This window comes from Roseixanthobacter glucoisosaccharinicivorans (assembly GCF_043195095.2).
GTDB lineage: Bacteria > Pseudomonadota > Alphaproteobacteria > Rhizobiales > Xanthobacteraceae > NCEH01.
This window is the reverse complement of the sequence record NZ_JBAFWN020000002.1, coordinates 42,994-58,028: the sequence shown is the minus strand read 5'-3', so window position 1 is coordinate 58,028 and position 15,035 is coordinate 42,994. Positions and strand designations below refer to the sequence as shown.

15 protein-coding genes and 1 riboswitch are annotated in these 15,035 nt (G+C 63.3%); of the genes, 13 read left to right on the top strand and 2 right to left on the bottom strand.

What is annotated here, in order from left to right:
• Positions 1-4: 4 nt before the first annotated feature.
• Positions 5-769, bottom strand: coding sequence for a class I SAM-dependent methyltransferase (locus V5F78_RS23705; protein WP_137901593.1), 765 nt, complete (start codon positions 767-769; stop codon positions 5-7).
• Between the two features lie 87 nt (positions 770-856).
• Here V5F78_RS23705 and V5F78_RS23700 point away from each other — a divergent pair, with 87 nt between their 5' ends.
• A complete protein-coding gene (locus V5F78_RS23700; protein WP_394016012.1) occupies positions 857-1,666 on the top strand; it encodes a helix-turn-helix transcriptional regulator in 810 nt (269 codons plus the stop codon).
• 48 nt (positions 1,667-1,714) lie between these two features.
• Here V5F78_RS23700 and V5F78_RS23695 read toward each other — a convergent pair whose 3' ends face one another.
• Positions 1,715-2,017: a hypothetical protein gene (locus tag V5F78_RS23695; RefSeq protein ID WP_137901591.1), complete on the bottom strand. Its 303-nt coding sequence runs from the start codon at positions 2,015-2,017 to the stop codon at positions 1,715-1,717.
• 50 nt (positions 2,018-2,067) lie between these two features.
• Positions 2,068-2,130: riboswitch (Fluoride riboswitch) on the top strand.
• A 71-nt stretch (positions 2,131-2,201) separates the two neighbouring features.
• Here V5F78_RS23695 and crcB point away from each other — a divergent pair.
• The 12 genes from crcB (at position 2,202) to V5F78_RS23635 (ending at position 14,499) form a co-directional block, all read left to right on the top strand.
• Entirely contained in the window at positions 2,202-2,633 is a 432-nt protein-coding gene (crcB, locus tag V5F78_RS23690; protein WP_137901590.1) for a fluoride efflux transporter CrcB, read from the top strand.
• Positions 2,634-2,998: 365 nt separating this feature from the next.
• Positions 2,999-3,868, top strand: coding sequence for a hypothetical protein (locus V5F78_RS23685; protein ID WP_509276850.1), 870 nt, complete (start codon positions 2,999-3,001; stop codon positions 3,866-3,868).
• 55 nt (positions 3,869-3,923) lie between these two features.
• Complete coding sequence (gene istA / locus V5F78_RS23680) at positions 3,924-5,411, top strand: IS21 family transposase (protein ID WP_394046890.1); 1,488 nt, start codon at positions 3,924-3,926, stop codon at positions 5,409-5,411.
• Positions 5,408-6,163: an IS21-like element ISPve1 family helper ATPase IstB gene (gene istB / locus V5F78_RS23675; protein WP_394016433.1), complete on the top strand. Its 756-nt coding sequence runs from the start codon at positions 5,408-5,410 to the stop codon at positions 6,161-6,163. The genes istA and istB overlap by 4 nt, the downstream gene beginning before the upstream one ends.
• 129 nt (positions 6,164-6,292) lie before the next feature.
• Complete coding sequence (locus V5F78_RS23670; protein ID WP_509274729.1) at positions 6,293-7,303, top strand: DctP family TRAP transporter solute-binding subunit; 1,011 nt, start codon at positions 6,293-6,295, stop codon at positions 7,301-7,303.
• A complete protein-coding gene (locus V5F78_RS23665; RefSeq protein ID WP_394016390.1) occupies positions 7,300-9,177 on the top strand; it encodes a TRAP transporter large permease in 1,878 nt (625 codons plus the stop codon). Before V5F78_RS23670 ends, V5F78_RS23665 begins: the two co-directional genes overlap by 4 nt.
• Before the next feature lie 290 nt (positions 9,178-9,467).
• On the top strand, positions 9,468-10,025 hold the full coding sequence (locus V5F78_RS23660; RefSeq protein ID WP_394016389.1) for a 2,4'-dihydroxyacetophenone dioxygenase family protein: 558 nt from the start codon (positions 9,468-9,470) through the stop codon (positions 10,023-10,025).
• The gene (locus V5F78_RS23655) at positions 10,025-10,753 is read left to right on the top strand and encodes an SDR family NAD(P)-dependent oxidoreductase (RefSeq protein WP_394016388.1); all 729 of its coding nucleotides are present in this window, start codon (positions 10,025-10,027) and stop codon (positions 10,751-10,753) included. The genes V5F78_RS23660 and V5F78_RS23655 overlap by 1 nt, the downstream gene beginning before the upstream one ends.
• A gap of 39 nt (positions 10,754-10,792) precedes the next feature.
• Positions 10,793-12,097 carry an MFS transporter gene (locus tag V5F78_RS23650; protein WP_394016387.1) on the top strand — a complete coding sequence of 435 codons (1,305 nt, stop codon included), beginning with the start codon at positions 10,793-10,795 and terminating at the stop codon, positions 12,095-12,097.
• Entirely contained in the window at positions 12,094-12,819 is a 726-nt protein-coding gene (locus V5F78_RS23645) for an SDR family NAD(P)-dependent oxidoreductase (protein WP_394016386.1), read from the top strand. Before V5F78_RS23650 ends, V5F78_RS23645 begins: the two co-directional genes overlap by 4 nt.
• Positions 12,820-12,828: 9 nt before the next feature.
• Positions 12,829-13,626: an IclR family transcriptional regulator gene (locus V5F78_RS23640; protein WP_394016385.1), complete on the top strand. Its 798-nt coding sequence runs from the start codon at positions 12,829-12,831 to the stop codon at positions 13,624-13,626.
• A gap of 93 nt (positions 13,627-13,719) precedes the next feature.
• Complete coding sequence (locus V5F78_RS23635) at positions 13,720-14,499, top strand: SDR family oxidoreductase (protein ID WP_394016384.1); 780 nt, start codon at positions 13,720-13,722, stop codon at positions 14,497-14,499.
• Positions 14,500-15,035 lie beyond the last annotated feature (536 nt).

Below are 15,035 nucleotides of genomic sequence, written 5' to 3'. Positions count from 1 at the left end.
ATCGTCAGGCTGCCGCGGCTTCGATCAGCGTGATGTCGAGCAGGAACGAGCCGTCCGGCTCGATCGCAAAATGCGCTCGCGTCTCGGCGGATGCCGCCGCTTGAAGCGCCCGGATTGCCTTGACGTTGTCGGCAGGTGTCCGCATCCGCGCCGTCCAGACCGGGAAGTCCATCCGCAATTGCCAGCTTCGGGACGAAGTAACGGCGAAACCGACGCGATGCAGCGCCGCCATCCATTCGCTCACGCTGTAGTCGCGCACATGCGAGGTGTCGCGCAGCAATTCGACGGCCTGCAGATGGGTATCGAAGAGCGCCGGCCCGGGCGAGCAGGCGTCGATGAAGACGCCCGGCGCGCCGGGCTTCAGCACGCGGCGAGCCTGCCGCAGGCCGCCGTCGAAATCCTGCCAGTGATGTGCCGAGTAGCGGCAGGCCAGGAAGTCGAACGTGGCATCCGGAAAGGGCAGGCGCTCAGCCGGCGCCTCGACGGTCTCGATGTTGGAAAGCCCCTTCTCGCGCGACGTGGCCGTCACGGCCGCCAGCATCTCGCCCGAGAGGTCCGCGGCGGTGACCCGCGCCGCGTGGCGCGCCATCAGATAGGAGACATGGCCGCCACCCGTGCCGAGATCGAGGGCATGGTCCGACCGACGCTTGGCCACAATGGCTTCGAGCGCCTCGAGGTCTGCGCCCTGCGCATGCACGGCGCTCTCGACATAGGCCTTAGCGCGTGGCCCGAACTGGGCCTCGACGACGCTGTCATGATGGTTTGCCATGGACGTTTCCTGCGACGATTGCCCCTCAGGATGCCAACGCTTTAAAACTGTTACAATATAGAGCTTTATCCTATTATCATTCCCGCCATGCTCGGATCCGACCAACGCCGCCTTCTCGGCGATTTCGTACGCGCCCATCGTGAGCGCGTCAGACCTGCCGTTGCGGCCGGCCGCCGCCGGACACCGGGCTTGCGGCGCGAGGAGCTTGCAGCTCTCGCAGGCATCAGCATCACTTGGTGCGCCTGGATCGAGCAGGGACGTCCGGTACAGGCCTCGCCCGAGACGCTGGGGCGGTTGGCCGAGGCCTTGTCGCTGACGCGGGCGGAGCGCGCCTATCTGTTCGAGCTCGCCGACCGGCTTGATCCCGATGATTCTGCCGGTCTCGCCGAGGCGGCGCCGGCGTCGCTGGTCGCTGCGGTCCAGACCTTCGCGCATCCGGCCTATGGTCTCGATCGCCTGTGGAACGCCTGTTGCTGGAACAAGGCCGCCGCCAGCCTGTTCTGCGGCTGGCTCGATGGTGACCATCAGCGCAACCTGCTGCGCTTCGTCTTCATTGAGGACAAAGCCCGCTCGCTGATTCCGCAATTGCAGGATCGCGCGCGCCGGCTTCTGGCGGAATTTCGCGCCGATTTTGGCCACACTTTTCGCGATCCCCGAGTCAAGCAGTTCATCGACGGGCTCAGGGAGGAGAGTCCGCTCTTTGCGCGGCTGTGGAATGATCAGGACGTTCAGCATCGGATCGGCGGCATGCGCACCTTCGATCATCCAAAGCGCGGGCGGCTCAGCTTCGATCAGCACAGCTTCAGCCCAACGGAACGTCAGGACTTCAAGCTGGTGCTGCTGGTGCCGCACGCATCGCCAAGCCGACGATCGCGATCGCTTTCGGGCCCTCGATGATCGCGGTCGGCCGGCCTCATCAGTGGCGCCGATCCGCCACCGCCTCGATCACGCGATCGCGGCGACTTCGCTCGCCGGGTAGTCGATGTATCCCTTGTTCTTGCTGCCGAGCTTGCCCATGCCTCTGGCGATTATGCGTGCGCCTTCGATCGATATGAGGCGCGGATGCGTCCCTTTGTCGATCTCAACCAGGCATTGGCTTTGCGGGACCCATGGAGACCCGCGGCGGACCATATGTTCGACTTGGCGAAGAATGCCATCGAACTTCGGCCGGATACATGATCCGCTGAGGGCTGCTGCTTGCGCGTCGCCGGCGATCGGGATGAGAGTTGCGCAGTCATGCGCGCTCAACTCCTCTTGCCATCCCAGCACTTGTGTTCGCCCAAATCTCCGGGCAGATTGAGTTCGATGGGAATGGAGTTCTCCCGAAACCGCCCGTGAGGGCTGATGACTCCTACCGCGGAAACCGCGGTAGGAGTCCGTCTGGATCCTGCCGCTAAGGCGAGCCAGTTGCTCGCCTCAGAGAGGATCGAGCATGTCTTTCACAAACTGTCTTCTGATCATGATCGGCGGCGCTATCGGAACGCTCGCGCGGTATGTCGTGTCGGTTTTGGCGCTTCCCGTCAGCAGCCAACTGCCTTGGGGCACCATCTTCATCAACGTCAGCGGTTCGCTGGTTATCGGGTTTTTCGGCACGCTGACGCTGGCTAGCGGCCGCTACCCACTCTCCGAAAGCCTGCGCCTATTCGTGATGATTGGCCTTTGCGGCGGTTACACAACATTCTCCTCCTTCAGCTTGCAGACGCTCGACCTCATGCGATCGGGCGGCATGATGCGAGCGGCAGTAAACGTCGTGGCGTCCGTCGTCCTTTGCATCGGCGCGGTGGCGGTGGGCCATCTAATCGCTTCGCACCTCAACAGCGGGGCGCGCCAAATCGCGCAGATCGCCATCGAAGAGGAAGCCTGACCCGGAAATCCTAAGACGGCAGGGGTTTCGCACAGCCTAGGCTCCCCGCGCATAATCGGATGGATCGAGGGCAAGGGGCGGGCCGAGGTCATCCCTCCATTCGGTGAAAATTGCCCATATAGGGCTTTGGGTTTCACCTAATATGACCTCGACAACGCTGTGATGTGTCGAGATCTTCTAGAATAATGCGCCCCGTATCCTAGCAATCACTGTTTGTTTATCGTCGCTTCCACGCGTTTAGAGCCTGCGACAGCGTTGCGACCCTGCTCACGAGCAGTGACACCACACCACTTCTATTGCGACGGCGCTTTCGCAATGTTTTGTGAAATGCTGATCGGACGCGCATCGAACTGAGGAAAACGTTGATGACTGACAAAATGAAGCTCGACCTGTCGGTCATCCTGCCCGGTATTCCGGACGCGGCGGATGCCTGCGTCTCGCGGCTTTTGGAACGGCTTCGCGGTCGCGACGGCGTCGATGACGCGCATGTCTTGCCGGCGATCGGCGATCAGTCGCCACAACTCTGTATCCATTATGACTCCGACCTCCTGTCACTGGCCAGGATAAGGGAGCTCGCAACCGGCACCGGGGCTCAGATCAGCGCGCGATATGGCCATGCGGTCCTCGATCTTGGTGGCCCGGTCCACCAACGGCGTGCGCGCACGCTCGGCGACCGCCTGCTCTCAATTCCCGGTGTCCTTGAAGCCGATGTGAGCGCGGGAGGCCTGGCGCGCATTGAGTACGATCGGGAGCAGGCCGATGAGGCGGCCATTCGGGCAACCCTTGAGAGGAACCCGCCTGAGCCCGACCACGCCGGACATGATCACGGACCAGGAGAGCACGACGACCACGAGGAGGGCCACGCTCATGAGCACGGTGGCATCTTTGGCGCAAACACGGAGATTGTCTTTGCGCTCGCCTGCGGCCTGTTCCTTGCGGTCGGCTTTGCGATCGACAAGCTGATCGTTGGTCGTCCGGACTGGCTGCCGCTCGCCCTGTATGTCGCCGCCTATGGATGCGGCGGCTACTTCACGCTGCGCGAGGCGATCGACAATCTGCGCCTGAAGCGCTTCGAGATCGACACGCTCATGCTGGTCGCGGCCGGCGGGGCTGCGGCGCTGGGCGCCTGGGCCGAGGGCGCGCTGCTCCTGTTTCTGTTCAGCATGGGCCATGAGAACGGCGGTGCGAAATTCGTCCACGGTAGCGGCGGCATGATGCGGCTGCGGGCGGCTTAAAAGTCGTCCAGTTTTCCCTTTCTGCGGCAGCAGGGAGGGCGTGGGGATTTACAGCGTGGAGCTATATCTGAGAGTTCGTCAGGCTTGTGCGGAGGGCATGAGCCAGCGGGAAGCGGCACGGGTGTTTAATGTGTCGCGGGACACGGTTCGGAAGATGATGTCGTTTTCGGTTCCGCCCGGCTACCGTCGAACGGTCGAAGTCCGCCGCCCGAAGCTCGATCCGTTTATCCCGATCATCGAGGGGTGGTTGGAGGCTGACCGGATCATGCCACGCAAGCAGCGGCATACGGCGAAGCGGGTGTTCGACCGGCTTCGCGATGAGTGTGGCTTCACCGGCGGCTATACGATCATCAAGGATTACATCCGGGAACGTGAGCGACGTGGCCAGGAGGTGTTCGTGCCGCTGTCGCATCCGCCGGGCCACGCTCAGGCCGACTTCGGCGAAGCCCTGGTCCGGATCGGCGGGGTCGAGCAGAAGGCACACTTCTTCGTGCTGGACCTCCCGCACAGCGATGGCTGTTACGTCCGGGGTTATCCTGCAGCGGTGGCCGAGGCCTGGGTGGATGGCCATATCCATGCCTTCGCGTTCTTCGGTGCGGTTCCCCAGTCTGTGCTCTACGACAACGACCGGTGCCTGGTGGCGAAGATCCTGCCGGATGGAACCAGAAAGCGTGCCTCGCTGTTCAGCGGGTTCCTGTCGCACTACCTGATCCGGGATCGCTATGGCCGGCCGGGCAAGGGCAACGACAAGGGGAATGTCGAAGGCCTGGTGGGCTACTCTCGGCGCAACTTCATGGTGCCGCTACCGGAGTTCGCCACTTGGGACGCGTTCAATCTGTGGCTGGAGGAGCAGTGCCGCAAGCGTCAGCGCGCAGTCCTGCGCGGCGAAAGCGAGACGATCGGTGAGAGATTGCAGCGTGACCTTGCTGCGATGCGCGCCCTCCCGGCGGCGCCGTTCGATGCCTGCGATCAGGACAACGGCCGGGTCTCGTCGCAATCTCTGGTGCGCTACAAGACCAACGACTACTCGGTGCCGGTTGCATACGGCCACCAGGATGTCTGGATCCGGGGCTATATCCATGAGGTGGTGATTGGCTGCCGGGGCGAGGTGATCGCCCGCCATCCCCGATGCTGGGATCGCGACGAACTGGTCTTCAACCCGATCCATTACCTCCCGCTGATCGAGCAGAAGATCAATGCGTTGGATCAAGCCGCCCCGTTACAGGGCTGGGACCTGCCGGAGGAGTTCGCCACCTTGCGCCGCCTGATGGAGGTGCGGATGAACCGACAGGGTCGGCGCGAATATGTTCAGGTCCTGCGGCTGTTGGAGGCCTTCGATCTGGCGGACGTGCGGGCGGCAGTGCTCCAGGCTCTTCGGATGGGGGCGCTCAGCTTCGATGCGGTGAAGCATCTTCTCCTGTGCCGGGTGGAGCGTCGTCCGCCGCGACTGGACCTCGACTGCTATCCCTACCTGCCGAAGGCGATGGTCGAGAAGACCAAGGCCGGGTCTTACATGCGGCTGCTGTCGGATGATGCGGCATGAGTGATGCCCCGGAAATCCTGCTCGCCCATCACCTCAAAGCGCTGAAGCTGCCGACCTTCCTGCGCGAACATCAAAAGCTGGCCCGCCAATGCGCGGCGGAAGGGCTGGACCATGTCCGATACCTGGCACGGCTTGTCGAACTCGAACTGATCGACCGGGAAAGGCGAATGGTCGAGCGGCGCATCAAGGCCGCGAAGTTCCCGGCCGTCAAAAGCCTGGACAGCTTCGACTTTGCGGCCATTCCGAAGCTGAACAAGATGCAGGTGCTGGAACTGGCCCGGTGCGAATGGATCGAACGGCGCGAGAATGTCATTGCCCTCGGCCCGTCCGGCACCGGCAAGACCCATGTCGCCCTCGGCATCGGGCGGGCCGCTTGTCAGAAGGGCCTCTCGGTTGGCTTCACCACCGCCGCAGCGCTGGTCAGCGAGATGATGGAGGCCCGCGATGAGCGCCGCCTGCTGCGCTTCCAGAAGCAGATGGCCGGTTACAAGCTTCTCATCATCGACGAGCTCGGCTTCGTGCCCCTGTCGAAAACGGGTGCCGAGTTGCTGTTCGAACTGATCTCGCAGCGCTATGAGCGCGGATCGACCCTCATCACAAGCAATCTGCCCTTCGATGAATGGACCGAGACATTCGGCTCGGAGCGCCTGACCGGCGCACTGCTCGACCGATTGACCCACCACGTCAGCATCCTCGAGATGAACGGCGAAAGTTACCGCCTCGCCAACAGCACTGCCCGCAAGCGGCGCTGATCAAGATCCAGGCATCTTACAACTACTGGCCCTGACGGGCCAGCGCGCCATGGCACGCGCCAGCTATGTGGGAAGCGCGCGCGCCATGGCGCACATCCTCACCAACTGGCCTGGTTTTGCTCCGCCGCCGTGGTCGACTTTTGCGCCGCCGTTGACACCGGCGCCGCAGCCGGCATCTCGCTCGCGGCGATCAGCACCAAGCCTGCTATGGCAGCCGAGTTCAGCTTCAAGGTCGCGACGGGGCAATCACTGACCCAGCCGATCAATGCGCGCCTGGAGCAGGCATGCAAGCGGATTGAGCAGGGCTCGAATGGTCGCATCGAACTGAAATTCTTCCCGGCAAGCCAGCTTGGCACCGACACGGACCTCATCACCCAAGTACGATCCGGCGGAATCGAATTCCTAAACATCGCTGGTTCGGTCATCTCCACTGTGGCGGCCGGAGCCGCCATAACGAATGTTGGCTTCGCCTTCTCCGATTACGACCAGGCTTGGCGCGGAGTCGACGGCCCTGTTGGTGTCTACGTTCGCGCACAGATCGAGAAGGCAGGCCTTATTGTCGCTGCCAAGGCCTCCGATAACAGCTTTCGCCAGATCACGTCGGCATCGAAGCCGATCAAAACACCCGACGATCTAAAGGGATATCGGATCCGGGTACCAGTCTCGCCAATCTTCACCTCTCTCTTCTCGTCACTTGGCGGGAATCCGACATCGATCAATTTCAGCGAGCTTTACACGGCGCTTCAGACGCACCTCGTCGACGGCCAGGAGAACGGGCTAGTCGCGATTGAGGCTGGGAAGCTTTACGAAGTCCAGAAATACGTCTCGGAGACGAACCACATCTGGGATCCCTTCTGGCTCGTAGCAAACCGGCGCGCCTTTAGTCGGCTGCCGAGCGATCTCCAGGCGATCGTTCGACGAGAGTTCGACCAAGCCTCGATGGAACAGCGAGACGACGTTGCGAAGCTGAACGGAACTCTCAAGGCGCAACTCACGGCGAAGGGCCTGACCTTTGAAAGTGCCGATAAGGACGCTTTCCGAAAGGCCTTGACGCAGGCCGGCTTCTACAAGGAGTGGAAAGGCAAGTTCGGCCCCGAAGCGTGGAAGGCGCTGGAAGAAGTGACGGGTCCCCTAGCATGAACGCCGTGGATGGCACCCACGAGGCAGCCCGCTCGGAGTTGGCTCACCATTCGGTTTGGGTTCGCGTCGGCGAACATTGGCTACGCCGTCTGGTGGAGGTGCCCGCCGCCCTACTTGTGATCGCGGAAGTCGTAATCCTGTTTGCCGGGATTTGCGCTCGATCCCTCGGACATCCGATCATCTGGTCGGACGAGCTCGCGTCCCTGCTCTTTCTGTGGCTTGCAATGCTCGGGTCTGTAGTGGCAATCCAGCGCGGGGAGCACATGCGCCTAACCTTCGTGGTTGGGTCCATGTCCCCGCGCGCGCAAGCCTGGTGCGAGACGCTCGCGGTCGGTGCGGTTTTCGTCTTCGTCATCCTGATGCTTCATCCGGCTTACGACTACACGGATGACCAATCCTTCGTAGAGACGCCCGCTCTGGGCTGGTCGGGAACGGTAAGGGCCCTGGCAGTTCCGGTTGGATTCGGACTGGCGCTCCTTAGCTGCACGCTCCGGCTGGCGCGACATAGTCTCGCTGATCTCGCGAGTGTCGCAGGCGTCCTCGGAGTGTTGGCCGTCGCGCTCTCGATAGCTTCTCCCCTGCTCGCCGGCTTGGGCAATTGGGCACTTCTCGTCTTTTTTGTTGGTCTGCTGGGGGTTGCAGTAACCGCGGGCGTTCCGATCGCCTTTTCGTTCGCTCTCGCCACCTCTGCATACCTTCTGACCGTCACATCAACTCCGCTTACAATCGTCGTCGGCCGTATCGACGAGGGCATGAGCAGCCTCATGTTGCTTGCTATCCCGCTCTTCGTCCTTCTTGGTCAACTCGTTGACGTGACCGGCATGGCTCGCGTGATGGTGGAGTTCCTGGCGTCCCTGCTAGGCCATGTGAGGGCTGGGATGTCGTACGTGCTGCTGGGCGCGATGCTTCTGGTGTCTGGCATCTCTGGCTCGAAGACCGCGGACATGGCCGCGGTCGCCCCGGTGCTTTTTCCCGAGATGCGTCGCCGCGGCATGCAAGACGGCGAGTTGCTGTCCCTCCTCGCGGCCTCTGGCGCGATGAGCGAGACGATCCCGCCCTCGATCGTGCTGATTGCGATCGCATCGGTGACGGGCGTCTCCATTGCGGCTCTGTTCACGGCAGGGATCCTGCCCGCGATCGTGTTGGCGCTCGTACTCGCGCTGGTAGCGCGTTATCGCGCCGGCAAGGATGATGACCGTGTCAAGGTAACCCGTGCCCCTTTGTCTGTGGTGATGAAGAGCCTCGTCGTGGCCCTCCCGGCCTTGCTGCTTCCGTTTCTCATCCGTACCGCCGTCGTCGAGGGCTTCGCCACCGCAACGGAGGTTTCCACCATCGGGATCGCGTATTCGCTTCTTCTCGGCCTCGCGGTGTACCGCGGCGGCCTTAGCTGGCGCGCAGCAATACCAATGTTGGCCCGTACGGCTTCGCTCTCGGGCGCCATCCTGTTCATCGTGGGCGCTGCAAGCGCCATGGCTTGGGCCCTCACCCAATCCGGGTTCTCGCACAGCCTCGCACACGCGATGGCAGCAGTTCCGGGCGGCCAAGCCGGCTTCCTGCTCGTCTCGCTCATCGCCTTCGCAGTGCTAGGCAGCCTCCTCGAAGGCATCCCGGCCATCGTTCTGTTCGGGCCCCTTCTTTTCCCGATCGCAAAGCAGTTCGGCATCCACGAAGTGCACTACAGCATGATCGTGATCCTCGCGATGGGTATTGGCATCTTCGCGCCACCATTTGGCCTCTGCTACTATGCGGCCTGCATCATCGGGCAGGTTTCGCCCGAGTCGGGTATGCGGCGGATCTGGATCTATCTCGGCGCGCTCTTCGTGGGGCTGCTAGTTCTCACCTTCGTACCCTGGTTCTCGATCGGCTTCATCTAAGGCGGCCTCTAGCCGAAGCACCGGCTGCATCGCGGCATGCTGGGGCTCGTCGGCACCATCAGAGATCCGGCATCGTCTCGTCAACGTCGAAGAACCCTGGCTGCCCGTGCAAGCTCCAGCCTCCGAACTGCCGAGCCCGATTGAATCACGCTCGGCTCGAACACGCGAGGTTTTTGGAGGTGTGCAGCTGGCAGGCCCGGCGTGCCCTGCGCCCATTTGACAGCCAAACAACTCCGCTCATATCATCCAGACATGGACACATCGTCCATATTATGGACAGGAGGCGGCGCATGAGCGACACACAGCTAAAAGCGGACCCGGCAGAAGGATTGGATGCTGCCACGCTCAAGCGCATGCCCTACCAGTTCGCCCAACCTCGGGAATGCTTGCCCGACCTGGTGGTCGCCCCGGCGGTTCCGGTCGACGAGCGCATCTGGGTGCCGCAGGCCGAGAACGTGTGGTTTCGGCCTCTCTGCCTGAACGTGTCGTCAGGCTACTGGATGAACCTTCTGAAAGTGCGGAAGTCGGGCATTCTCAGCCGACATCGCCACCCGGCCCCTGTCCACGCCTTCGTGCTCAAGGGAAGCTGGCGCTATCTGGAGCATGACTGGATCGCGACCGAGGGCTCCTATGCCTTCGAGCCCCCGGGTGAAACCCACACGCTGGTCGTGGACGAGGGCGTGGAGGAGATGATCACGCATTTCCAGGTCAACGGATGCATGTACTACGTTGACCCGTGGGGACGTCACACCGGATACGAGGACGTCTTCACGAAGATCGACATGTGCCGCAAGCATTTCGGTGAGATCGGCCTCGGCGCAGATTACGTCGACCAGTTCATCCGCTGATGGCCGAGTCAGCTCGCTTCGATCTCGCGGGTCGTGTTGCCGTCGTGACGGGTGGCGCACGCGGGATCGGCGCCGCCATCGCCAAGGCGCTTGGCCGTTGCGGGGCAGTTCCAGTGATTTGGGACCGCGACCCGCTGGCGGACGGCGGAAACGGCATCGCGGTTGATGTCACCAATGCGGACTCCGTCTCGTCGGCCCTCACCAGCACCCTGCGCCAACATGGTCGGGTCGACATCCTCGTGAACAACGCCGGTTATGCGGGGCTCACGACCCCAGTCCTCCAGTACCCCCTCGACGAGTGGCGCCGCATCCTGGACGTGAACCTGACGGGCACTTTCCTGGTGTCCCAAACCGTGGCGCCGATCCTGGTCGAGCGGGGCTGGGGCCGCATCGTCAACCTCGCTTCCCTGGCGGGCAAAGAGGGCACGCCGAACGCAAGCGCTTACAGCGCGGCGAAGGCCGGGGTGCTCGCATTGACCAAATCGCTCGGGAAGGAACTCGCGAGAACCGGCGTCCTGGTCAACGCTATCGCACCGGCTGCCGTACGCACCGCCCTGCTTGAGCAGATGAGCCCGGCGCATGTGCAGACGATGGTCGACAAGAGCCCCATGGGCCGCCTCGGAGAACCGGATGAGGTGGCCGAGCTCGTGCTGTTCCTCTGTTCCGAGAGCTGCACCTTCAATACCGGATCCGTGTTCGATCTATCCGGCGGGCGCGCCACTTATTGACCCCATCAAGCAAACACTAGTCACAAGGGAGGAACGAGCATGCAGACCGGCAAAACGGCGCGGCTCCGCAGCATTCAATGGATCGCAGTGGCCTTTCTGACCGCCGCCGGTATTATCAACTATGTTGATCGGTCTGCGCTGTCCATCGCCAACACGGCAATCCGAGACGAGATGAGCCTCACGCCTGCCCAGATGGGCTGGCTTCTGTCGGCGTTTTCGCTGGCGTACGCCTTCTCACAGCTTCCAATCGGGGCCCTGTTGGACAGGCTGGGCTCGCGCATCATGCTCGGCGCCGGAATGTTCTTCTGGTCGCTCGCTCAATTGGTCTCTGGCTTCGTCGGTTCCTTCCAGCAGTTCCTTGTGGTGCGTGCGGTGCTTGGCTTGGGCGAGGCGCCCCAATTCCCGGCTGGCGCTAAGACGGTGAGCGAGTGGTTCAACGTCCGCGAGCGGGGCACGCCAACCGGCATCTTCGTGGCGTCGTCCTGCATTGGTCCATGTATCGCTCCACCCTTGCTGACCGCGCTGATGCTGCTCTTCGGCTGGCGCTGGATGTTCATGCTGACGGGGGTGGCGGGCATTATTGTCGCTGTCGGTTGGTACCTCCTCTACCGCAACCGCAACGAGGTCGCTCTGCTGCCCGAGGAGATCGCCCATCTCGACGAGGGTGGCACAGCGGAGCCGGTGGCGCGGAGCATGACCCTGGCCGAGTGGCGCGGCTTGTTCGCCCACGGCACCACCTGGGGCATGATCCTTGGGTTCATGGGCGTCATCTACATGGTCTGGCTCTACTTGACTTGGTTGCCGTCCTACCTTGAGCACGAGCGCGGCTTGAGCGTGGCGCGGACCGGCTGGGTCGTGGCTGTTCCCTACATCTTCGGCACCTTGGGCATGCTTTCGGCCGGGCAGGTCGCCGATCGGCTGCTCGCTCGCGGCCTGAGCATCGTCAACAGCCGTAAATGGCCGGTCTGCATCGGCCTACTCGGCGGCGCCGCCTTCACGGTCCCGGCGGCTTACACCCCGAGCGTCACGCTGGCGGTGGTCTACATCTGCCTTGCGATGTTCTTCATCAATCTTGCCAGTGCGGCGGCATGGACGCTGGTGAGCGTGATCGTGCCGAAGCGGCAGGTTGCATCCCTGGGCAGCATTCAGAATTTTGGCGGCTACTTCGCCGGCTCCTTCGCGCCTGTGATCACCGGTTACATCGTCGAGGGCACGGGCTCTTACGTAAACGCCCTGCTCGCCTCCGCGGTGGTCGCAGTCGCGGCCGCGGCCGCTTACTTGCTCCTCGTGCGCAAGCCCCTGGAATCGCCCAACACCCTTTCCCTGACGGAGCGCCTGGCATGACTTTTCAACCGAACCTCCTCGCTGGGAAGACAGCCCTGGTAACCGGAGGAACGACGGGGATTGGCGCCGGCATCGCCGAGGTGTTGGGCGGGTTGGGTGCCAGGGTTCTGGCTGCCGGGCTGGGCGCAGCAGCCTACCGAGCGCCAGCCGGAATAGACATCATGGCCCGGGAACTGGACGTGACGAATGAGGCCGGAGTTCGGGACTTGGTCGAGGCTTGCGAGCGGATCGACATCGTCGTGAACTGCGCCGGTATCATTCGGCGCGCCGATGAGCACCAGCTTGACGTCTTCGAGCAGGTGCTCGCCGTCAATCTGACCGGCACGATGCGCGTTTCCACGGCTGCCCGCGCGAAGCTTGCGTCAAGCGGAGGGTGCATCGTCAATCTGGCGTCGATGCTGTCCTTCTTCGGCGGTAGCCTGGTCCCGGCCTATAGCGCGAGCAAGGGCGGCATCGCTCAGTTAACCAAGTCTCTGGCGCTCGCCTACGCACCGGACGGTATTCGGGTCAATGCCGTCGCTCCGGGCTGGATTGCGACGCCGTTGACCCAAGCTCTTCAGGACGACCCGCTGCGTGCGCAGCCGATCCTGTCCCGGACTCCGCTTGGCCGCTGGGGCACGCCGCACGACGTGGCTCAGGCGGTTGGCTTCCTCGTCAGTCCAGCGGCGAGCTTCATGACGGGGGTGATCCTGCCCGTTGATGGTGGGTATCTTATTGCCTAGGAGCCCTGGATGCTGTCCCAAAAACCGGACCAGAACGGCTCTCGACCCGACGTACCGGGAACAGCGGCCTTCGCGAAGTTCATGCGGGTGCTCCAAGCGGTGGCTGACCGGCCGGGCGAAATGACGGTCGGTCGCCTCTGCCAGATCACGGAGTTGCCACGACCGACGGTGCACCGTATCGCGGCCGCACTCGTGACGGAGGGCATGTTGTCCGAAGGGGACGACGGCCGTCTGTGCCTCGGTCCGCGCCTGCTCACGCTGGCCTTTCAGTCCTGGGACGGGTCGCTTTTGCGCCAGGCCGCGCAGGAGCACCTCGTGCGTCTCCGGGACAGCCTCGACGAGACCGTGCACCTAGCGGTGCACGACCGAGGAGAGATGGTCTACATCGACAAGCTGGAGAGCCGACGCACCGTCCGAATGGCCTCTCGCATCGGCACTCGCGTGTCACTGCATTCGACCTCGGTCGGCAAGGCGTGGCTGGCCACCCTCCCGGACGAGGAGGTTGGTCTGCTTTTGGATCGCGCCGCGCTGATCGCGCGGACCCCTCACAGCATCATCGCTGTAGACCGTTTGCGGGACGATATCGGGGCAACCCGGGCGCGCGGCTACTCACTCGACCTGCAGGAAAACGAACTCGATATCTGCTGCTATGGCATGTCCCTTCACGGACGAGGCGGCCAGGCGCTCGGCTGCATCAGCGTGAGCCTGCCACGCTATCGGTTCGAAACCATGCCGGAAGCCACGACACTCGAAGCGATGCAGGCGTGCCTGGACGGGATCGGGCGAGCCGTAGGGGGTCGATCGTAAGGGCCGCGAGGTTGCACTGGAATGCAGTTCGAGCGCCAGCGCGGGCCGGCCCCGCAACAGTGCTGAACGCCAAAATAAGCTGGAAGGAGTGTCATGGATCTGAACTTGTCGGGCAGGAACGCCGTCGTATGTGCGTCGAGCCAGGGGCTAGGACGCGCCTGCGCCGTTGAGCTGGCCCGGGCAGGGTGCCGGGTTGTGATCAACGGACGTGATCGCACATCTCTGGAAGCTGCCGCCGCCGAGATGCGAGCCCAAACAGGCGCCGAGATCATCCCAGTCGCGGCCGATCTTGACACCGCTGAGGGGCAGCGGGCGCTCATCCAAGCCGTTCCGCAGGTGGACATCCTCATCAACAACAACGGGGGGCCGCCCTTTCGCGACTTCCATGACGTCGATCAGGCGGCGATGTTGGCTGGGCTGACCGCCAACATGGTGACGCCGATCGCCCTGTTTCAGTGCGTGATCGACGGGATGGTCGAGCGTCGTTTCGGGCGCATCGTCAACATCACATCGAGTTCGGTGAAGATGCCTCTGCCTGGGCTGGACCTGTCTAGTGGGGCACGAGCCGGTCTCACTGGCTTCCTCGCCGGCGTGGCACGCTCAGTGGCGCACGCCAACGTCACCATCAACTTCCTTCTGCCCGGCGCCTTTGACACGCGGCGGCTCAAGGCCGGACAAGAAGCCGCTGCCCGTCAGCAGGGGCTGGACGTCAGCGTCGTGCGCGATCAGCGGCGTGAGGCAATCCCAGCAAAACGGTTCGGTGAACCGTCCGAGTTCGGGGCCGCTTGTGCATTCCTATGCTCGACGCAAGCCGGCTACATCACGGGACAGAGCTTGCTCATAGACGGCGGAGCATATCCGGGAATCCTCTGAGCGTGGCGAGAGCCCGGCGGCAGGCTGCCCTGCTTCAGGCGTGCCCATCCCGGGGGGGGGCGCGCGTGCTTGCCGCTCTGGCCTCCTGCACGGCGATGCCGCGCGGCCGCCCCGGGCTTCACGCCTGGGACGAGCCGACGCGCTCCGCCCTGGAACGTGGTCGGGGGTGTAGACGCGGAGCGCCCGGTCGGATCGTTGACGCGGCGGTTTCCAGAATCGCCCCGATGATAAGCGACAAATAAGGGATGCGCGTTCCATTCGGCGAAATGCGTTCGTCGGCGAGTGGTAAGGTAGGGCCATGCTCGACAGCAAACCTGAACCTGCCCGAGCCCCGGCCCACTCACGGCAGACTCGATCCGTGCTACTGGGCGCGGATGCGCTATGAGCGATGTTGCACTGACGTCCGCGTGCCACCGTCGTGAGATGTTGACGCTCAATCCATAGTGTCCACTTCGGAGCAGGTTCGCATCCTCGCGGGATGTCCATGGGCCCGAGGCCGAATGGCCGCTTCCGGGCCGGCAGCCAACTTCGGCTCA